We start from the raw sequence: 17,140 nt of genomic DNA on the forward strand, positions 1-17,140 counted from the left end.
TTAACTTATTTAGCTACGATGTTAACAATCTTATTTGGTACGACGATAACTTTCTTAACGTCCTTGCCTTCCAAGAATTTTTGTACGTGTGGAAGTGCCATAGCTTGCTTTTGAACGTCATCTCTATCGGCATCCTTAGCTGCTTGGAACTTACCACGAAGCTTACCGTTTACTTGAACCATAATTTCTACAGTTGATTCAACTAATTTAGCAGGATCGTAAGTTGGCCATTTAGCGTAAGTAATTGATTCATCATGACCAAATACTTGCCAAATTTCTTCCATCATGTGTGGAGCAACTGGTGCCAAAAGCTTAACGAAACCTTCTGCGTATTCCCGTGGAATAGTCTTAGCCTTTTGTGCAGCGTTAACAAAGACCATCATTTGAGAAATAGCAGTGTTAAAGTGAAGTGCATCAAAGTCTTCAGTTACCTTCTTGACAGTTTCAGCATAAACCTTGTCGAGTTCACCATCGTTCTTATTAACGATTCTTTCTTGCGGGATTGCCTTGAGGTCAAGGTCGTTAACGAATAAACGCCATACACGGTCTAAGAACTTCTTAGTTGAAGCTGGACCATTGTCATCCCAGTCAATTGAAGCATCAAGAGGTCCCATGAACATTTCGTACATTCTAAGTGAGTCTGCACCATATTCATCAATTACGTCATCTGGGTTAACAACGTTACCCTTAGACTTAGACATCTTTTCGTGGTTCTTCAAAATCAAACCTTGGTTGTACAAACGTTGGAATGGTTCCTTAGTTGGAACAACACCAAGATCGTAAAGAACCTTGTGCCAGAATCTTGCATAAAGAAGGTGACGAACGGCGTGTTCTGCACCACCGATGTAAAGATCAACTGGAAGCCACTTTTTAAGCAAGTCGTAATCAGCTAATTCTTTATCATTGTGTGGATCAACATAACGAAGGTAGTACCAACTTGAACCTGCCCAGTTAGGCATGGTGTTGGTTTCACGCTTACCTTTTCGACCATTTTTATCAACTACGTTTACCCAATCAGTAAGGTTAGCCAATGGACTTTCTGGAGTACCTGATGGCTTAATGTCAGTTGCGTGTGGCAAACGAAGTGGCAATTGATCTTCAGGAACAAGAGTAGTTTCGCCATCTTCCCAGTGAATAACTGGAATTGGTTCACCCCAATAACGTTGACGAGAGAAGTCCCAGTCACGAAGCTTGTAGTTAACCTTCTTCTTACCGCAGTTGTGTTCTTCAAGCCAGTCAACCATCTTCTTCTTAGCGTCTTTAATATTCAAGCCGTTTAAGAATTCAGAATTAATGTGTGGACCATCTTCAGTAAAGGCAGCCTTAGTAATGTCGCCACCTTCAAGTACTGGGTTAATTGGTAAACCAAATTTAGTAGCAAAAGCATAGTCACGATCATCGTGAGCTGGAACAGCCATTACTGCACCAGTACCGTAACTTGCCAAAACGTAGTCTGAAATCCAGATTGGAACTTCCTTACCGTTAACTGGGTTGATTGCATAAGCACCAGTGAAGACACCAGTCTTATCCTTGTTCAAATCAGTTCTTTCAAGGTCTGACTTAGATTCAATCTTCTTGATGTAAGCATTAACTTCATCGCGATGTGCATCAGTAGTAATTTCTTGAACAAGCTTGCTTTCAGGTGCCAAAACAGTGTATGAGCAACCAAATAAAGTATCAGGACGAGTAGTAAAGATATCAAAAGTCTTGTCGCTGTCCTTAATCTTGAAGGTTACTTGAGCACCAACTGAACGACCGATCCAGTTTCTTTGCATTTCCTTAACTGGTTCTGGCCAATCCAAGCCATCAAGGTCTTCCAAAAGACGATCTGCATAAGCGGTCATCTTAAGCATCCATTGCTTCATGTTACGACGGTATACTGGATAGCCACCACGTTCAGTCTTACCATCAACGATTTCTTCGTTAGCAACAACAGTACCTAAATCTGGTGACCAGTTAACTGGAACTTCAGCTTCATATGCTAAGCCCTTTTTGTACATTTGTTCAAAGACCCATTGAGTCCACTTGTAGTAGTTAGGGTCTGAAGTAGTAATTTCACGGTCCCAATCATATGAAAAGCCTAACTTGTTCAATTGACGCTTGAAGTTAGCAATGTTGTTCTTAGTAACAACTGCTGGATCTTCACCAGTCTTTAAAGCGTATTGTTCAGTTGGCAAACCAAATGCATCCCAACCCATTGGGTGAAGTACATTGTAGCCTTGTGCACGCTTCATTCTAGATACAATATCAGTTGCAGTGTATCCTTCTGGGTGACCTACGTGAAGGCCCTTGCCAGATGGGAATGGGAACATGTCTAATGCATAGTAATTCTTCTTATTGGGATCTGTACCTGTCTTGAAGGTATCATGCTTTGCCCAATAGTCTTGCCATTTCTTTTCAACAACTTTATGGTTATACAAATTTATTTCTCCTTTGCAAAATAAAACGCCCTATGAAATAAATCATAGGACGAAACAATCGCGGTACCACCTAAGTTCCACAAAAATGTGACACTTAATTATGCTCCTTAACGCGGATGGCAACGATAGGTTCTTATACCAGGCTAAGTTCACAATTCCATTTTAAGGCTTCGCAGCTACCAGCCTCTCTCTGAAAAAACATCGTTGTTACTACTTCCTGACCTTTATTTTCTTATAGATAATGATTATAATTTACCACAAATGCTAAAAATTACAAGAGGAGAGTATTTTTTTGATTAATACAGAAAATCCACCAAAGGACACCTTAATTCCAGGTGCCATTTTTGTGGTCATCTATGCTGCGTGGGCAATTTTAGTTTCATCTGGCTCACAATTTATCCATAGTTTTGACAATGCAGTGGTTAGTGTGGTTTGCAACACAAATCCGGCTAACGTGGCTTTTGCCAAAACTTTTACCAATTTAGGCAATACTAGTGTAATTACGATTGAAACAATTATTTTATTCATTATTCTAATCGTCTTTAAACAATATGCCTACGCGTTTTTCACGGCGGGAGTAATGATCTGTGCTAACGGTTATAATTGGATTATCAAGCACGCTGTTGCAAGACATCGTCCTACTGTTCATCACCTTGTTTATGCTGATGGCTACAGTTTTCCCTCCGGACACTCAGTTGGTAGTGCCGCATTATTCGGAGTTTTGATTATTTTGACTATTTTATTAGTCAAAAGTAAATTCTGGAAAACTTTACTAATTATTATTTGGGCATTATTCCCAATCTTAATTGGTTACACTAGAATCTTCGTTCATGTTCATTATCCTTCCGACGTATTCGGCGGTTGGATTGAAGGAACCACCTTTGTATTACTGGGCTATTCTTTCTTATATCATTTCTACATTGAACCAAGAGTTAATAATAATCGATCATAAAAAAGGCTGATTCCGTTTGGAATCAGCTTTTTTTTATTTTTAGTGATATAAATCAAAGCGGCCAGTTGCCAATGTTTCTTTAATGCCACCAGTTTCCATTAATGACTTATCGATAATGATCTTCTTAAGAGCAGAAGCTAAATATCCTCTATAGCCATGCCCTAATGCGTTACCTGCGGCTTTACTTTCACCAACTGTTAGAACTTCACCTAAGTCATGGTAAACGTACTTAGAAGGACGAGCTTGACGGTTAATACGGCTTCTAATGTTATCTACAGCGTAGTTGGCCATTGATAATGCCATTTGAGCTGTATTAGGCCATGGCCAACCTTTAGCAGGATTCATAACCTGTGATGTATCCCCTAAAATGTAAACATCATCATTTTCAGGAGCAGTTAAGTGATCTGTAACCATTACACGCCCGCGGCGGTTCTTAAAGCCTGAATTTTCTATTACTTGACTGCCACTGATACCCATCATCCAAAGTCTAGTACCAGCTGCAATTTCTTTTCTATCGTCTGAATCTTTTGTCTTATATAAAACTGAATGATCTGTAACTTTTTGAACATAAGCTGGGTGCAAAACTTCAATATCATGCTTTTTAAGCAGTTTTAATGCATACTTTAATACCTTGCCATCAAACATTGGGAGAAGACGTTCAGAGCCTTCAATCATCTTAATAGTAATTTCTTTTGGATCAACTCCTGCAATTTTAGCTAAACGTGGACGTGCTTCAGATAAAGCACCAGCCAATTCAGTTGCTTGGAAGCCTCCACCACAAATTACAATTGATAAATGAATTGGATCCTTATCTTTTGCGTAGGCCTTCATTTCATTTTCAAGGTGGTCACGAATTGCTTCAGCTTGCTTTACATTTCCCATTGGCAAAGCATTTTCTTCAACGCCTTCAATGCCCATACTTCTTAATGTAAAGCCCAAACCAACTACACAATAATCATAAGCAATTGGCTCATGGTTCTTTAGTTCAACCTTTTTATTTTCAATATCAATTCTTTCAACCTTATCGATGATGAGCTTACTCATGCTCTTATCCAAGACATCATCGATTTCATATGACATGCTTGTATATGGGTAACTGCCTGAAGCTACTTCATACAATCTCATTGTTTCATAGTGATATGAATTTTGATCGATTAAAATAATTTTTACTTCATTACGCATTTTCTTTTGCAAAGCAACAACGGTTTTTAAACCTGCATAGCCTGCACCTAAGACAACGATTGTTTTCATGATATCCTCTATTTCTAGCTATAAAAGCACACCGATTAAATAAGTAACTGAATAAAATAACGATCCAACTAGTAAAGTTTTAACGGCACAGATGAATGTCTCTGTCTTCACTTGTTTTCTTAATAACAATTTGTTTTGCTTATAAACGAACGGTACAATTAAAATTGTTAGCCAAATTGTAGTTGGTGCTAATTTCAAAAACGGCAAAATTATGATGATCAAAAAGGCTAAAACATTCTTTATGCTATAGGCGATTAGCGCCGCTTTTTTGCCTATAAAATGAACGATAGTTTTACGATGATTATCTTCATCTTCTTGTGCATCGCATATATTATTTGCCAGCATTAAATTGGAAATCCATAATTCATTAGCTAAAGTTAATAAAAAAACTTGTCCAACGCTAATCCAACTCCAAGCGAATTTTTGATAGGCATTTATATATACACTGATAAAGGTGATCATAAAGCCCATGGTAAAACCTGAAGCTAATTCGCCTAAAGGCAGACTAGATATTGGATGCGGACCTGATGAATAGCTAAATCCTATGAAAAAGCAGAACATCCCCATCCACAAAACAGGAAGACCAGTTTGATTAGCTAGCCAGATTCCCAGTGCTGCGGAAATCACAGTAAAGATAATTATCAAATTTCTTACTAAAGTTGGTCGAATATTTTCTCGACCAATAATATTTGTTTTCTGTTGGTAGCTTTTACTATCTGCGTGATAGTAATCGTTATAATTGTCTAGCATATCTACCGTCATATTAAATATGAACATAGATATGAAGAACACTATCGATACAGGCCAATTTAATGAATGATAATAATATGCACTAAAGCATAGCCCTAATGCAAAAGGCATTACACTTGCTGGCTTGGCCTTAATTTCTACCAGCTCTAAAAATGTACTTATAGACACAATCTATTTCCTCTCAATTTGGTTTACTCACTATTAATTATAGTTTTATTTTAACTAAGGAAACTCACTATGAACGATTCTAAACCATGGAAAAAATATCCTTTAATCTCCAAAGAACTTGAAAAAGTTAATCAACTTATTCAAGATTCGATTAAAACGCCTTATTCTTCCTTGCAAGATGCTCTCTTGCAAATGGCTGATAATGGCGGAAAATACTTACGTCCTAGCCTTCTTTTATTGTCAGCACATGCAGTTGGCAAGAGCAATGAAAAAACTATCAAGCTTGCCTCTTCAATTGAAATCTTGCACATGGCAACTTTAATTCACGATGACATCATCGATGATTCTGACAAGCGCCGTGGCAACGTAAGTGTTCAAGCCGCCTTTGGCAAAGATGTTGCTGTTTACAGTGGAGATTTATTATTCACAGTTTTCTTTGACTTAATGCTTGATGCAACAAACGAACATGAATATCTTGTTCGCAATGCCCAAACAATGCGAAAAATCTTAAATGGTGAATTAGGTCAGATGGCCGAACGTTTCAATCTAGATCAAACCTTTGACGACTACTTAAATGACGTTAAAGGAAAAACCGCTGCACTTTTTCGGTTAGCTGCAGAAGAAGGATGCCATTTTGCCGGCGGAAGCACTGCTCAATGCAATGCTTTAGCCAACTTTGGTGAAAATTTAGGAATCGCTTTTCAAATCGTTGACGATATTCTCGACTACAGCGGCGGTAAAAAGTTAAACAAGCCAACTTTAGAAGATCTAGCAACTGGTGTATATTCACTACCACTTTTATTAGCCTTGCAAAAATCAAATCTAAAAAGCGAATTGCTTCCACTCCTAAAAAAGAAACGTCAAATGAGTTTAACTGATATGCAAGAAGTTCAAAAAATCATTTTGAATAGCACTATTATTGATGACAGCCGCAGCTTAGCTCATCAATATGCTCAAAAGGCTATTGACTGTCTTTCTACTTTTGAATCTAATCCTGCAATTAGTTTACTTAAAAAATTGCCAACTAAATTATTAACTCGCAGTTTTTAGTCGATCAAAGTCCTTGATCGGCTTTTTTTAATTCACGATAACGGGCATTAGTTTGCCATAATTGTTTAGGAGTACCTTCCATTTCAATCTGGCCATCTTCGATAAAGATTACCTGATTCATCTTTTCAATGCCTTGCAAATGATGAGTAATCCAAATTAACGTTTTACCATCAAGCTGTTTAATAAATGTATTGATTACCGCTTGTTCAGTAATTGGATCCAGACCCACTGTAGGCTCATCTAAAAGAACAATCGGTGCATTTTTCAAAAGGACTCTGGCTAATGCTAAACGGTGTCGTTCACCGCCTGAGAAACGTAATCCAGCTTCTTCAACCTGAGTATCCATTTTTTCAGGTAAAGCTTCAATTGTCTGCTTAAGCCCTACTCTGTCCAATACATCCCACAACTGCTCATCAGTTGCTTCTTCATTACCTAGACGTAAATTATTAGCGATTGTCGTGTTAAACAAATATGGTGTTTGGTTAATCACGCTAAAGTATTTAGACATTTGATCACCAAATTCACTAACGTCGATATTGTTCAAAGTAATCTTACCGGCAGTTGGCTTACGGTCTCCGCGAAGCAAAGCTGCTAATGTACTCTTACCTGCACCACTTTTACCTAAAATCGCAACTTTTTCACCAGCGTGAATATTTAAACTAATCCCACGCAAAATTTCTTTTGTTGTTTGCGGATAAGTATAGTGAACATTTTTAACTGATAAATCATATGGAGCAGAAATTGTCGGAGCTTCTTTTTGCACCTTTTGGTTTGGATCAGGCAAATTATTCAAACGAACCAAAGACTTTTGATACACATTGGTTTCTTGAGCCGCAGTTGGTAAACCAGCTAATGCTTCATTTAATGGGAAAACTGCTAAAACAAAGGCTGCAATCCAATTAGTTAAAGGACTAGCATGACCACCGAATTTTGCACCAGCCCAAATAATCAAACTGATTACGATTAACAAAAAGACCATTTGCATCAAAAAGTTACGGAGTCGCTCAAAGCTCTTCATCTTTTGATTAACTGAGATTAACTTATCCTGACTGTTTACGTGCAGCTGCAAATATTCTTTGTTTCTTCCAGATAAAATCCAATCGCTAACACCCAAGACATTATCTGTTAAATCAACATATAAATTATCTTGAGCTTCTTTTTCATAATCCTGTCTAGCACCATTAACCAAAATTGACCAAATAGGAATTGCAAAGATCATTAATCCAAATGTGATCAGCATCCAAAGCCCCATTAAAGGAGACAGGATTCCTAAACCAATCACTATAATTGCGTAAAGCCCCCATGCCACAAACATTGGAAAGATTGAACGCAAATATAAATTTTGAATATGGCTAATATCATCTGAAAGCAGTCCTAGGACATCCCCTAATTGATATTTGCTATTAAATATAGTGGCATCGGTTTCTAGTGCATCATACATCTTTTGTCTAAACTTAGATGTCATTCTCAGAACCCAGTTATGACTAACGATTCTTTCAAAATATTGAATAGCTGGTCGAGCGATTCCGAATGCTCTAGTTAAAACTATTGGCACATAAACTAGCAAAATGTTCTCAGGATGTGTTGCGGATTTACTAATTAAAAATCCTGCACAGAACATTAATCCGGCTCCACACACGAAGGTTAATATTCCTAAAAATATCGCTAAAATTAATGTCTTTTTGTAATGGTGCAAAAATGGTTTTACCCAGCGATCATGTTTTAGTGATTTAATAATTGGTATTTTATTGATCATTTTGATCGCCTCTTATCTCTTGCATCAGTTTTACAAAGTAGCCATTCTTATTTTTTAATTCATCAAATGTTCCTTGTTCAACTAGCTTTCCATGATCCATTACTAATATGTAATCCATCTCTTTCATCCAGTGCAGTCTGTGAGTTGCAAAGATAACTAGATGATTCTTCATTAATGGCAACATTTTATGCTTTAAATCGATTTCTGTTTCAATATCTAGGTGCGCTGTCGGTTCATCAAAAATCATTACTTTACGCTTTTGATCAAGAAACGCACGAGCTAAAGCAATTCTTTGTGCTTGACCACCTGAAAGTACTCTTTTACCTTGCCCAATTACTGTATCCAATCCTTGTGGCAACTCATTTAGTAAATCATCCAGTCCTACAACATGAATTGCTTGTTTTATTTCTTCATCACTTGCTTGAGGTTTATAAAAAGCAATATTTTTTCTCAAACTTGCTGTAAAGACATATGGATTTTGCGGAATATAAGTTAATTGCTTATGCCAGTCCGCAATATTTAAAGTCTTAGCAGTCTGATTTTGAATCTTTATTTTTGCTTCTTCTGGAATTAAGAATCCACTTAATAAATTGATCAGTGTTGATTTTCCTGAACCACTAGTACCAATAATCCCTACTTTTTCATAGCCTTTAATTTTTAAAGATAATGGTCCAATCGTTGTACCCTTGTTGTATTTGAATTTTAAATCTTGTACATCAAGTTCATCGTCAGCGCTCCAAGAAGTAAGCTTAACGTCTTCTACTGGCTCTTTAGGCATCGCTATTAACTGATTAATTCGCTTAAAAGCATTATTACCATTTAGCGTTGCGTGGAAGTCACCAGCAAAATTACGAATTGGTAAGAAATACTCTGGCGCTAAAATCAAAATAGCTAAGGCAGAGAAAAGCATTATTTTGCCACTTAACAAGTTAAAGCCTAAATAAACAGCAATGACAGCAATTGATAATGTCGTGAAGAAATCAAGGGCAAAAGTTGAGAGCATTGCTACTCGCAAAACTGCCATTGTTTTACGACGGAAATCTTCACTTAAATGAAAGATACTAGTTGAATAGCGTTTGCTTAAACCTAAATATTTTAAAGTATCAATTCCACGCAAAGAATCAATAAAGTTATTAGATAATTTTTCAAAATTACCGAACTGTTTAATCGCCTTATCTTGAGCCGCATGACCCAAAATAATCATGAATAAAACAATTAATGGATACATGATGAGCAAAATTAAAGCACATTGCCAATTTACAAAAAGCATTGCGATAAACAGTAATATTGGTACGATCATCATTGTTAATACTTTGTTGTAAATTAACTTAATATAATTTCTAACTTCATCAATTCCATCCAAGGCCATCGTAATCAAACTACCAGTACCTTGTTTTTGAATAATTGTTTGACCTTCATTGAAAACTTTATTTAATAATTTCTGCCGTAATTTTTCCGATTCGGTATTTGAATATTGATCTAGAATTTTATCTTTAATCCAATCAATTAACTGTCTACCTGTAAAACACAAAGCAAATAATAATAAATATGGAATATTCAGCCTTTTTCCTTGCCATAAAATCGTTAAAACTAAACTTAATGACAGAGCCTGCCCAATAATTAAAAAAGCCTGCAGAACTTCAAGCACTGCAAGCTTTCTTACAATTGCACCAGCACCATCAAGTTTAAAAAGGTGTCGATCAATCATTATTAATATCCTTCTCCTATTGCAGGCATTTCAATTCTTTTACGGAAAATCCAGTATGACCAAATAGTGTATGCCAAAATGCATGGAACTAAAATCACAGTAGCAACAGTCATAACAATTAGTGTGTAATTAGATGATGATGCAGTTTGAATCATCAAATCATATTTACTACTAATAGATGAAATCATTACTCTTGGGAATAATCCACAAAAGATCAAAGCAACTAATGAAACCAAAGTTAAGCCACTAAAAGTGAATGCCCAACCTTCTCTGTTAGCAAATGTTGCTACATGTCCTGCAACTGAAAAGGCGACAATTAAAGCCAATAAAACTAAAGTTGCAACTGGGTGTACTTTCAAGAAATCAGTTTGGAATAATAAAAGCAAAGCGAAAATAACTTCACCAACATAAAGGACCCAGTAAAATGCTTTGGAATAGTTTTGAGCACGAGTACTAATAACGCCCTTAGTTTTTAAAGCAATATAGTTCAAGCCATGTAAATAAGTAAGCAAAGTTAAGGCAATGCCACCTACAATTGAGAACCAATTGAAGTAATCAAAGAAATGTGCTGTCATATTTCCTTTAGCATCAATTGGCATCCCTTTAATCATGGAAATAAACATGATGCCTAAAAAGAATGGAGCAATAAAACTACCAAGTGCCATTGCGTTATCCCAAAATGGTTTACGTGGCTCAGGACTTTGAGCACGGAATTCAAATGATACGCCACGGATAATTAAACCAACCAAAATTAATAATAAAATTAAGTAATAGCCGGAAAATAATGAAGCATACCAATATGGGAATGATGCAAACATTGCACCACCTGCAGTAATTAACCAAACTTCATTACCATCCCAAACGGGACCAATAGTGGCAATAATTTGACTTCTTTCCTTTTCATTATGGCCTAAAGTTTTAACTGCCATTCCAACTCCGTAGTCAAAACCATCAAGAAAGAAGAAGCCGCTAAACAAAACGCCAATTAAGATAAACCAAAGTATTTGCAAGAATGACATTTAGAAGGCCCCCTTTGCAAATGGATCTGTTTCTTTATCGCTAGCTTGCGTCTTCATAGCTAATTCTTCCGGATCATTGTGTAAGAAGCGGACAATCAAGCCAATTAAGATAATAGCTAAACCTGTAAATAAGCAGAAGTAAACGATATTTGATGTAAGAAGTGAAGCTACTGAAACGTTTGGTGAAACACTTTGAGCGATGGTAAATAAACCATAAACAGTCCATGGTGCACGACCAAGTTCAGTAATTAACCAACCACCAGTATTAGCAATAAATGGTGTAAATGTCATTAAGGCTATTACCCATAAGCACCAACGGTGATTATAAAGTGATACTTTCTTCTTGCGAGTCATAATTAAACCTACAACTGAGACAAGTGCCATTAATGCACCAAAGCCAGCCATAAAGCGGAAGCTCCAGAATAAAGTATTAACTGGAACATAGTAATTCATCTTCTCGCCAGCAATATGAGTACCATATTTCTTTTCCATCTCTTTGTTGACTTCTTCCATACCTTTAACAGAACCAGTAGTCTTGTGGTATGAAAGAATACTCAACATATCTGGAATATCAATTTTGCCTTTAATTTCATGGGTCTTAGGATCAGCATATCCAATTACGACTGTCCATGGAGCTTTTTCACCAGTAGTCTTATACAAGGCTTCTGTTGCAGCAAATTTCATTGGTTGTTCGTGAACCAAGTACTGCATTTGAAGGTCCCCCATGCCAATTGAACCTAGAGAGAAGATCAACATTAATGTCAATCCTAGGCGAATTGTCTTGTGGTAGATACTCTTGTTAATATCAGATAATGTTCTCTTCTTTAAAAGTTGAAAAGCGGCTAACCCAGTAATAATTGTTGCACCAGTAAGAAGTGCACCCATAATTACGTGGCCGAATTCAAACATTAATTGCTTATTAGCTAAAAGAGCACCAAAGTTAACCATTTCGGCGCGGCCATTTCTAATAGCAAATCCTGTTGGGTGTTGCATAAATGAGTTGGCTGTCAAAATCCAAACAGCAGATGTGATAGTCCCAAATACAATCATCCAAATAAAGAATAGGTGCAAACCCTTCTTTACTTTATCCCAGGTAAACATCCATAATCCGATAAAAGTTGATTCAATAAAGAATGATAATAATGCTTCAAAGGCAAGCGGAGCACCAAAAATATCACCCATGAACCTAGAATAATCAGACCAGTTCATTCCGAATTGGAATTCCTGAATAATTCCTGTAACTACTCCCACAGCAAAGCTTAAAAGGAAGACATTTCCCCAAAACCTTGTCATTTTTTTATATTCAGACTTGCCGGTATGAACATACATCGATTCCATGATCGCTACAACAAACACAGTACCTATTGAAAATGGTACAAAGAAAAAGTGAAAGATCGTTGTCATTGCAAACTGGAATCTCGCTAAACTAACAATATTCATTCTTAGCGCCTCCATCTATCAATCACATTACAAGTCTCTGCGTAAAATAACTAATATTATTTTATTCATCCTTAGTGTACTTCCCATCTCCTTCACTTGCAAGAGATAACATTAATGCGTTTTCAGTAATCAAAGCTTATTTTACCGTAAGATTAAGCTTTTGGAGGCTTTTTTTAAATAATAAAAAAAGTTGGATCTTCACATTTAGAATGCGAAAATCCAACTTTCTATTTGTTATTAATTGTGCGATCTTTATATATTTGATTTAATCCTATAGAAATAATTATTACGATCAAAGAAACCACATAAACAGCTTTTAAGCCGCCAATAAGCACATTTCTTAATTGAGGTACAACTTCAGCTGCTAATGTTTTAGCTTTTTCAGCAGAAACTATTTTATTCATCATCGCTTGATCTAAACCAGGATATTTATTCAAGCCACGTGAAATCATTGTATTAAATGCTATCCCATAAATTGACACCATCATTGTTTGACCTAAATATTTCATTAAGGTATTAAATGATGTAGCTACACCAATGTCTTCTTTAGGTACCAATACCTGAGAGCGAACTTGTGAGGCAGTAGTAATCGCTCCGAATGCTACCCCATTAAATGCAGCAATGATGCAAAATACCCAAAATGGAGTATAAATTGGCACAGCTATTAAGGCAATATCGGCAATTACCAAAATCGCTAGCATATAATCATACGTCTTTTTGATTCCCCATCGGCCTAACATCCCGCCAATTAAGAACGAACCAACAATCCACATTAATGAACTAGGCGTTACAGCAAAACCAGCAAGCGAAGCATTTGTACCGTTAATTCCTTGCATCCAGGTTGGAATATAGAATTCAAATCCGATAACCACACCTGAAATAAGCAACGTAATTATGTTTAGAGCAAAGAACTCCCTATCTTTTAGCATCGAGAGAGGCATTATTGGGTCCGCTGCACGCTTTTCTGCTCTAAAGAATAAGATTGTAGAGACTACAATCAAAACGATTAGAGCCGCCATAACAAGCATATTCATATTGCTTCCTAAGTCTTGCAAGAAGAACATTACAGCTAAAAGCAGCAACACTAACCAAATTGTTCCCTGTAAGTCTAATTTCGAGCTGGCTTTATGTTTAGGCTCTCTTAAATAGATGAGCACTAATATAAATGCAATAATTCCAATTGGCACATTGATATAGAAAACCCAATGCCAAGACAAATGTTGCACAATAAAACCACCTAAAAGTGGAGCAATAACTGAGGCTACTCCCCAGAAACCAGAGTTGAGCCCCAACATTTTGGCACGTTTTTGTAAAGTATAGAGGTCAGCGATAATGGTAATCGCAACAGGCTGAACTGCTCCTGACCCTAATCCCTGAATTACTCTAAAAAAGATAAGTTCAATCATGTTTTGGGCTAAGCCACACAATGACGATCCAATGACAAATAGCGCAATTCCAAACAAAAAAACTGGTTTCCGCCCAATGCTGTCCGCCAGTTTTCCGTATAAAGGAGTTGAAACAGCCGTCATTAAGAGGAAGATTGATACAACCCAGTTCATAATTTCTAATCCATCAAGATCAGAAACTATTGTAGGCATTGCAGTAGAAACAATCGTTCCTTCAATAGCGGTCATAAATGTTGTCATAAAAATCGCAAGCGTGACTATTGGCACGTTTGTTTTTTTCATTTATTTACTCCTCGCATATTTTATTTATTATTGATGATCTTTAATATAATCAAGCAAATCTTGAGTCTTATCGGTCTTTTCCCATGGTAAATCAACATCTGTTCTGCCAAAGTGACCATATGCGGCAGTTTGTTCATAGATAGGACGACGCAAGTCAAGCATCTTAATAATGCCGGCTGGACGAAGATCAAATACATTGCGAACTGCTTCAGTTAAAAGTTCATCGTCAACTTTACCTGTGCCAGCAGTATCGATCATGATTGATACTGGGTGAGCTACACCGATGGCGTAAGCAAGTTGTACTTCACAGCGATATGCAAGACCTGCTGCAACGATATTTTTAGCAACGTAACGAGCAGCGTAACTAGCACTACGGTCAACCTTTGTAGGATCCTTACCTGAGAAGGCACCGCCACCGTGGCGAGCGTAACCACCGTAAGTATCAACAATAATCTTACGACCAGTTAAACCAGAGTCACCCTTTGGTCCACCAATAACAAAACGACCAGATGGATTAATTAAGAACTTAGTCTTTTCATCCAAGTATTCAGCTGGAATAACTTCCTTAATTACTAAGTCGATCATTGCACGACGGATTTCTTCATTTGATACTTCCGCATCAGTTTGAGTAGAAATAACTACAGTGTCCACACGAAGTGGCTTGTTGTTTTCATCATATTCTACAGTAACTTGAGCCTTAGCATCTGGACGAAGCCAATCCAAGGTATGATCTTTTCTAAGTGCGGCTACTCGTCTCATCAAGCGGTGAGCAAGTGAGATTGGCAATGGCATAAGTTCAGGTGTTTCCTTAATGGCAAAACCAAACATTAAACCTTGGTCACCTGCACCGATTTGGTCTAACTCGTCTTTATCAGACTTGTTCTCTCTAGTTTCAAGTGAGTGGTCAACACCACCAGCGATATCTGGTGATTGTTCATCAATATCAACCATTACGGCACAGTTATTGCCATCGAAACCTAATTCAGGACGGTCATAACCAATTCTCAAGATGGTTTTGCGGACAACATCTTGGATGTCGACATATGCATTGGTAGAAATTTCACCAAATACAAAAACCATACCTGTAGTTACGATCGTTTCACAAGCTACGTGTGAATTAGGATCTTTCTTAAGCATCGCATCCAAAATTGCGTCTGAAATTTGATCAGCAACCTTGTCTGGATGTCCTTCAGAAACAGATTCTGAAGTAAACAAACGTCTTTCCATATTAGTCCCCCTATATAGACATTGGCTATTCGGTTACAAGGCATCTTCACTAGATATAACTAATGAATCCTCTCAGGACTTGAACCGATAAAATTATTACTTTCGTTCGCTCTTTTTGCATAAAAAAAGACTACCGCCTCTGCGGTAGTCCCGAACGATGGAGGATACAGGGCTCGAACCTGTGACCTCCTGCTTGTAAGGCAGATGCTCTCCCAGCTGAGCTGATCCTCCATAAGTGACCCGTACGGGATTTGAACCCATGTTACGGCCGTGAAAGGGCCGTGTCTTAACCACTTGACCAACGGGTCATATCTCTTAATCAAGAGTACTTTATTATAATAACTAATTCAGTCTTAAAAGTCAAGAACTTTTTTTCAACTTTTTTAAAACTTAGTTATCTGAGTGACATCTCAATCACAACGTTTATTATATTACTAGATAACTTGATAATATGCAAGGGTTATTTTGAAAAAATATCAAATAATTTTTGATAATTGTCTTTCATCCATTCATAGTAGCTTGTGCCGTTAGGCATAGTCTCTCTTACCTTTAAGACAGGGATCTGATTCTGGTTCGCCAATTTGACCATACCATTAACTGTACTGCTTGAAGCTTGAACATTATTTACAAAGAAAGCAATTTTTCTATGTTTAATTGATTGTTGCATGGTATGGACTACTTGTGCACTAGGATCTGTTTCATTTTCTACAGCTTCTTCAAAAGCAGGATTGCCGATCTTAAAATGGCACCGTTCAAGTGCATAGTCAAATACCGGTTCACTAACATATACTGGCTTAGATTTGACTCCATCAATCTTCGCAGCAATTTGCTTTATATTTTGAATTTTATTTAGGTAATTTCTAGCATTTTTTCTGAAGTATCCTGCATCCTTAGGATCAATTTGGCTTGCTCGTTTCACAATATAATCTACATACTTTTTAGGCATATTAAGGTTATACCAAATGTGAGGATTATCGCCTTGTTTTAGCCCCATGAGCTGTTCGCCAACCTTAGTTACATGAATATCATTTGAATCAGCCAATTTAGCCATCCAATCATCGTATCCTAGTCCATTAGCTATTACGATATTAGCATTGGCAACTTCTTTAGCAGAATTGGTAGTAGGCTCAAAATCATGTGGATCTGTGTCCCCATTAGTAATGATAGCTTGAACTTTACCATGCTTACCTACTATATTTTTGGCAATATTTGCATAAATATTAGTTGAAGTTACAATATCGACTTTATGATTTTTAGTATTAGATTCTCTTTTTGTAGAACATGCAGTTAGAGTAATAACAATACTTAATAAAAATGTGAACAGTAAAAATGCTTTTTTTAGCTTCATGCTTAAATTGCTCCTTTTTCTACTATTATAAAGGATTATGAGAAAACAGTTTTAATAATATATGGACACAAAACAAAAACCGTCTTAGATATTTATCTAAAACGGTTCTCTTCATTATATTTACGGAGTGTGAGGGATTTGAACCCTCGATACAGGTATAAGCCCGTATACATGATTTCCAATCATGCTCCTTAAGCCACTCGGACAACACTCCATACAAAGTACTCCGGCTGTCAGACTCGAACTGACGACATCTTGATTAACAGTCAAGCGCTCTACCAACTGAGCTAAGCCGGAATATTAAAAAAGAGCACGGCAGCTTCCTTTCCTCGCAGGCAGTTGCCCACCAACTACTTTCGGCGT

Annotated in this window: 12 protein-coding genes, 4 tRNA genes and 1 riboswitch; of the genes, 2 read left to right on the forward strand and 14 right to left on the reverse strand. The window is 37.0% G+C overall.

The features are described 5' to 3' along the window. Positions 1 to 5 precede the first annotated feature (5 nt). A complete protein-coding gene (leuS, locus tag RDN22_RS01105) occupies positions 6 to 2,420 on the reverse strand; it encodes a leucine--tRNA ligase (protein WP_308555069.1) in 2,415 nt (804 codons plus the stop codon). A gap of 292 nt (positions 2,421 to 2,712) precedes the next feature. Here leuS and RDN22_RS01110 point away from each other — a divergent pair, with 292 nt between their 5' ends. Next, positions 2,713 to 3,372, forward strand: coding sequence for a phosphatase PAP2 family protein (locus RDN22_RS01110; RefSeq protein WP_308555071.1), 660 nt, complete (start codon positions 2,713 to 2,715; stop codon positions 3,370 to 3,372). Positions 3,373 to 3,411: 39 nt separating this feature from the next. Here RDN22_RS01110 and RDN22_RS01115 read toward each other — a convergent pair whose 3' ends face one another. Continuing rightward, on the reverse strand, positions 3,412 to 4,623 hold the full coding sequence (locus RDN22_RS01115; RefSeq protein WP_308555073.1) for an FAD-dependent oxidoreductase: 1,212 nt from the start codon (positions 4,621 to 4,623) through the stop codon (positions 3,412 to 3,414). 18 nt (positions 4,624 to 4,641) lie between these two features. Continuing rightward, the gene (locus RDN22_RS01120) at positions 4,642 to 5,541 is read right to left on the reverse strand and encodes a prenyltransferase (protein WP_308555075.1); all 900 of its coding nucleotides are present in this window, start codon (positions 5,539 to 5,541) and stop codon (positions 4,642 to 4,644) included. A gap of 69 nt (positions 5,542 to 5,610) precedes the next feature. Between RDN22_RS01120 and RDN22_RS01125 the strand changes: the two genes are divergently transcribed. After that, positions 5,611 to 6,591, forward strand: a complete 981-nt coding sequence (locus tag RDN22_RS01125; RefSeq protein WP_308555077.1) for a polyprenyl synthetase family protein — start codon at positions 5,611 to 5,613, stop codon at positions 6,589 to 6,591. A 4-nt stretch (positions 6,592 to 6,595) separates the two neighbouring features. Here RDN22_RS01125 and cydC read toward each other — a convergent pair whose 3' ends face one another. The 11 genes from cydC to RDN22_RS01180 all read right to left on the reverse strand — a co-directional run bounded on the left by cydC (position 6,596) and on the right by RDN22_RS01180 (position 17,074). Continuing rightward, entirely contained in the window at positions 6,596 to 8,347 is a 1,752-nt protein-coding gene (cydC, locus tag RDN22_RS01130) for a thiol reductant ABC exporter subunit CydC (RefSeq protein WP_308555079.1), read from the reverse strand. Further along, positions 8,337 to 10,055, reverse strand: coding sequence for a thiol reductant ABC exporter subunit CydD (gene cydD / locus RDN22_RS01135; protein ID WP_308555081.1), 1,719 nt, complete (start codon positions 10,053 to 10,055; stop codon positions 8,337 to 8,339). The genes cydC and cydD overlap by 11 nt, the downstream gene beginning before the upstream one ends. Positions 10,056 to 10,057: 2 nt before the next feature. Next, positions 10,058 to 11,074, reverse strand: a complete 1,017-nt coding sequence (gene cydB / locus RDN22_RS01140; protein ID WP_308555083.1) for a cytochrome d ubiquinol oxidase subunit II — start codon at positions 11,072 to 11,074, stop codon at positions 10,058 to 10,060. Further along, entirely contained in the window at positions 11,075 to 12,514 is a 1,440-nt protein-coding gene (locus tag RDN22_RS01145) for a cytochrome ubiquinol oxidase subunit I (RefSeq protein WP_308555085.1), read from the reverse strand. A 227-nt stretch (positions 12,515 to 12,741) separates the two neighbouring features. Then, entirely contained in the window at positions 12,742 to 14,202 is a 1,461-nt protein-coding gene (locus tag RDN22_RS01150; protein ID WP_308555087.1) for an MDR family MFS transporter, read from the reverse strand. 27 nt (positions 14,203 to 14,229) lie between these two features. After that, on the reverse strand, positions 14,230 to 15,429 hold the full coding sequence (metK, locus tag RDN22_RS01155; RefSeq protein ID WP_308555089.1) for a methionine adenosyltransferase: 1,200 nt from the start codon (positions 15,427 to 15,429) through the stop codon (positions 14,230 to 14,232). Continuing rightward, positions 15,427 to 15,519: riboswitch (SMK box riboswitch) on the reverse strand. It overlaps the preceding gene by 3 nt. Before the next feature lie 68 nt (positions 15,520 to 15,587). Next, positions 15,588 to 15,660: transfer RNA gene (locus RDN22_RS01160), tRNA-Val, on the reverse strand. 5 nt (positions 15,661 to 15,665) lie between these two features. Beyond that, positions 15,666 to 15,737: transfer RNA gene (locus RDN22_RS01165), tRNA-Glu, on the reverse strand. A 152-nt stretch (positions 15,738 to 15,889) separates the two neighbouring features. Further along, entirely contained in the window at positions 15,890 to 16,777 is an 888-nt protein-coding gene (locus RDN22_RS01170; RefSeq protein WP_308555091.1) for a metal ABC transporter solute-binding protein, Zn/Mn family, read from the reverse strand. A 123-nt stretch (positions 16,778 to 16,900) separates the two neighbouring features. Then, positions 16,901 to 16,991, reverse strand: a tRNA-Ser gene (locus RDN22_RS01175). Positions 16,992 to 17,001: 10 nt separating this feature from the next. Then, a tRNA-Asn gene (locus RDN22_RS01180) sits at positions 17,002 to 17,074 on the reverse strand. Between the last annotated feature and the right edge of the window lie 66 nt (positions 17,075 to 17,140).

It is taken from the genome of uncultured Lactobacillus sp. (assembly GCF_902491705.1).
GTDB lineage: Bacteria > Bacillota > Bacilli > Lactobacillales > Lactobacillaceae > Lactobacillus.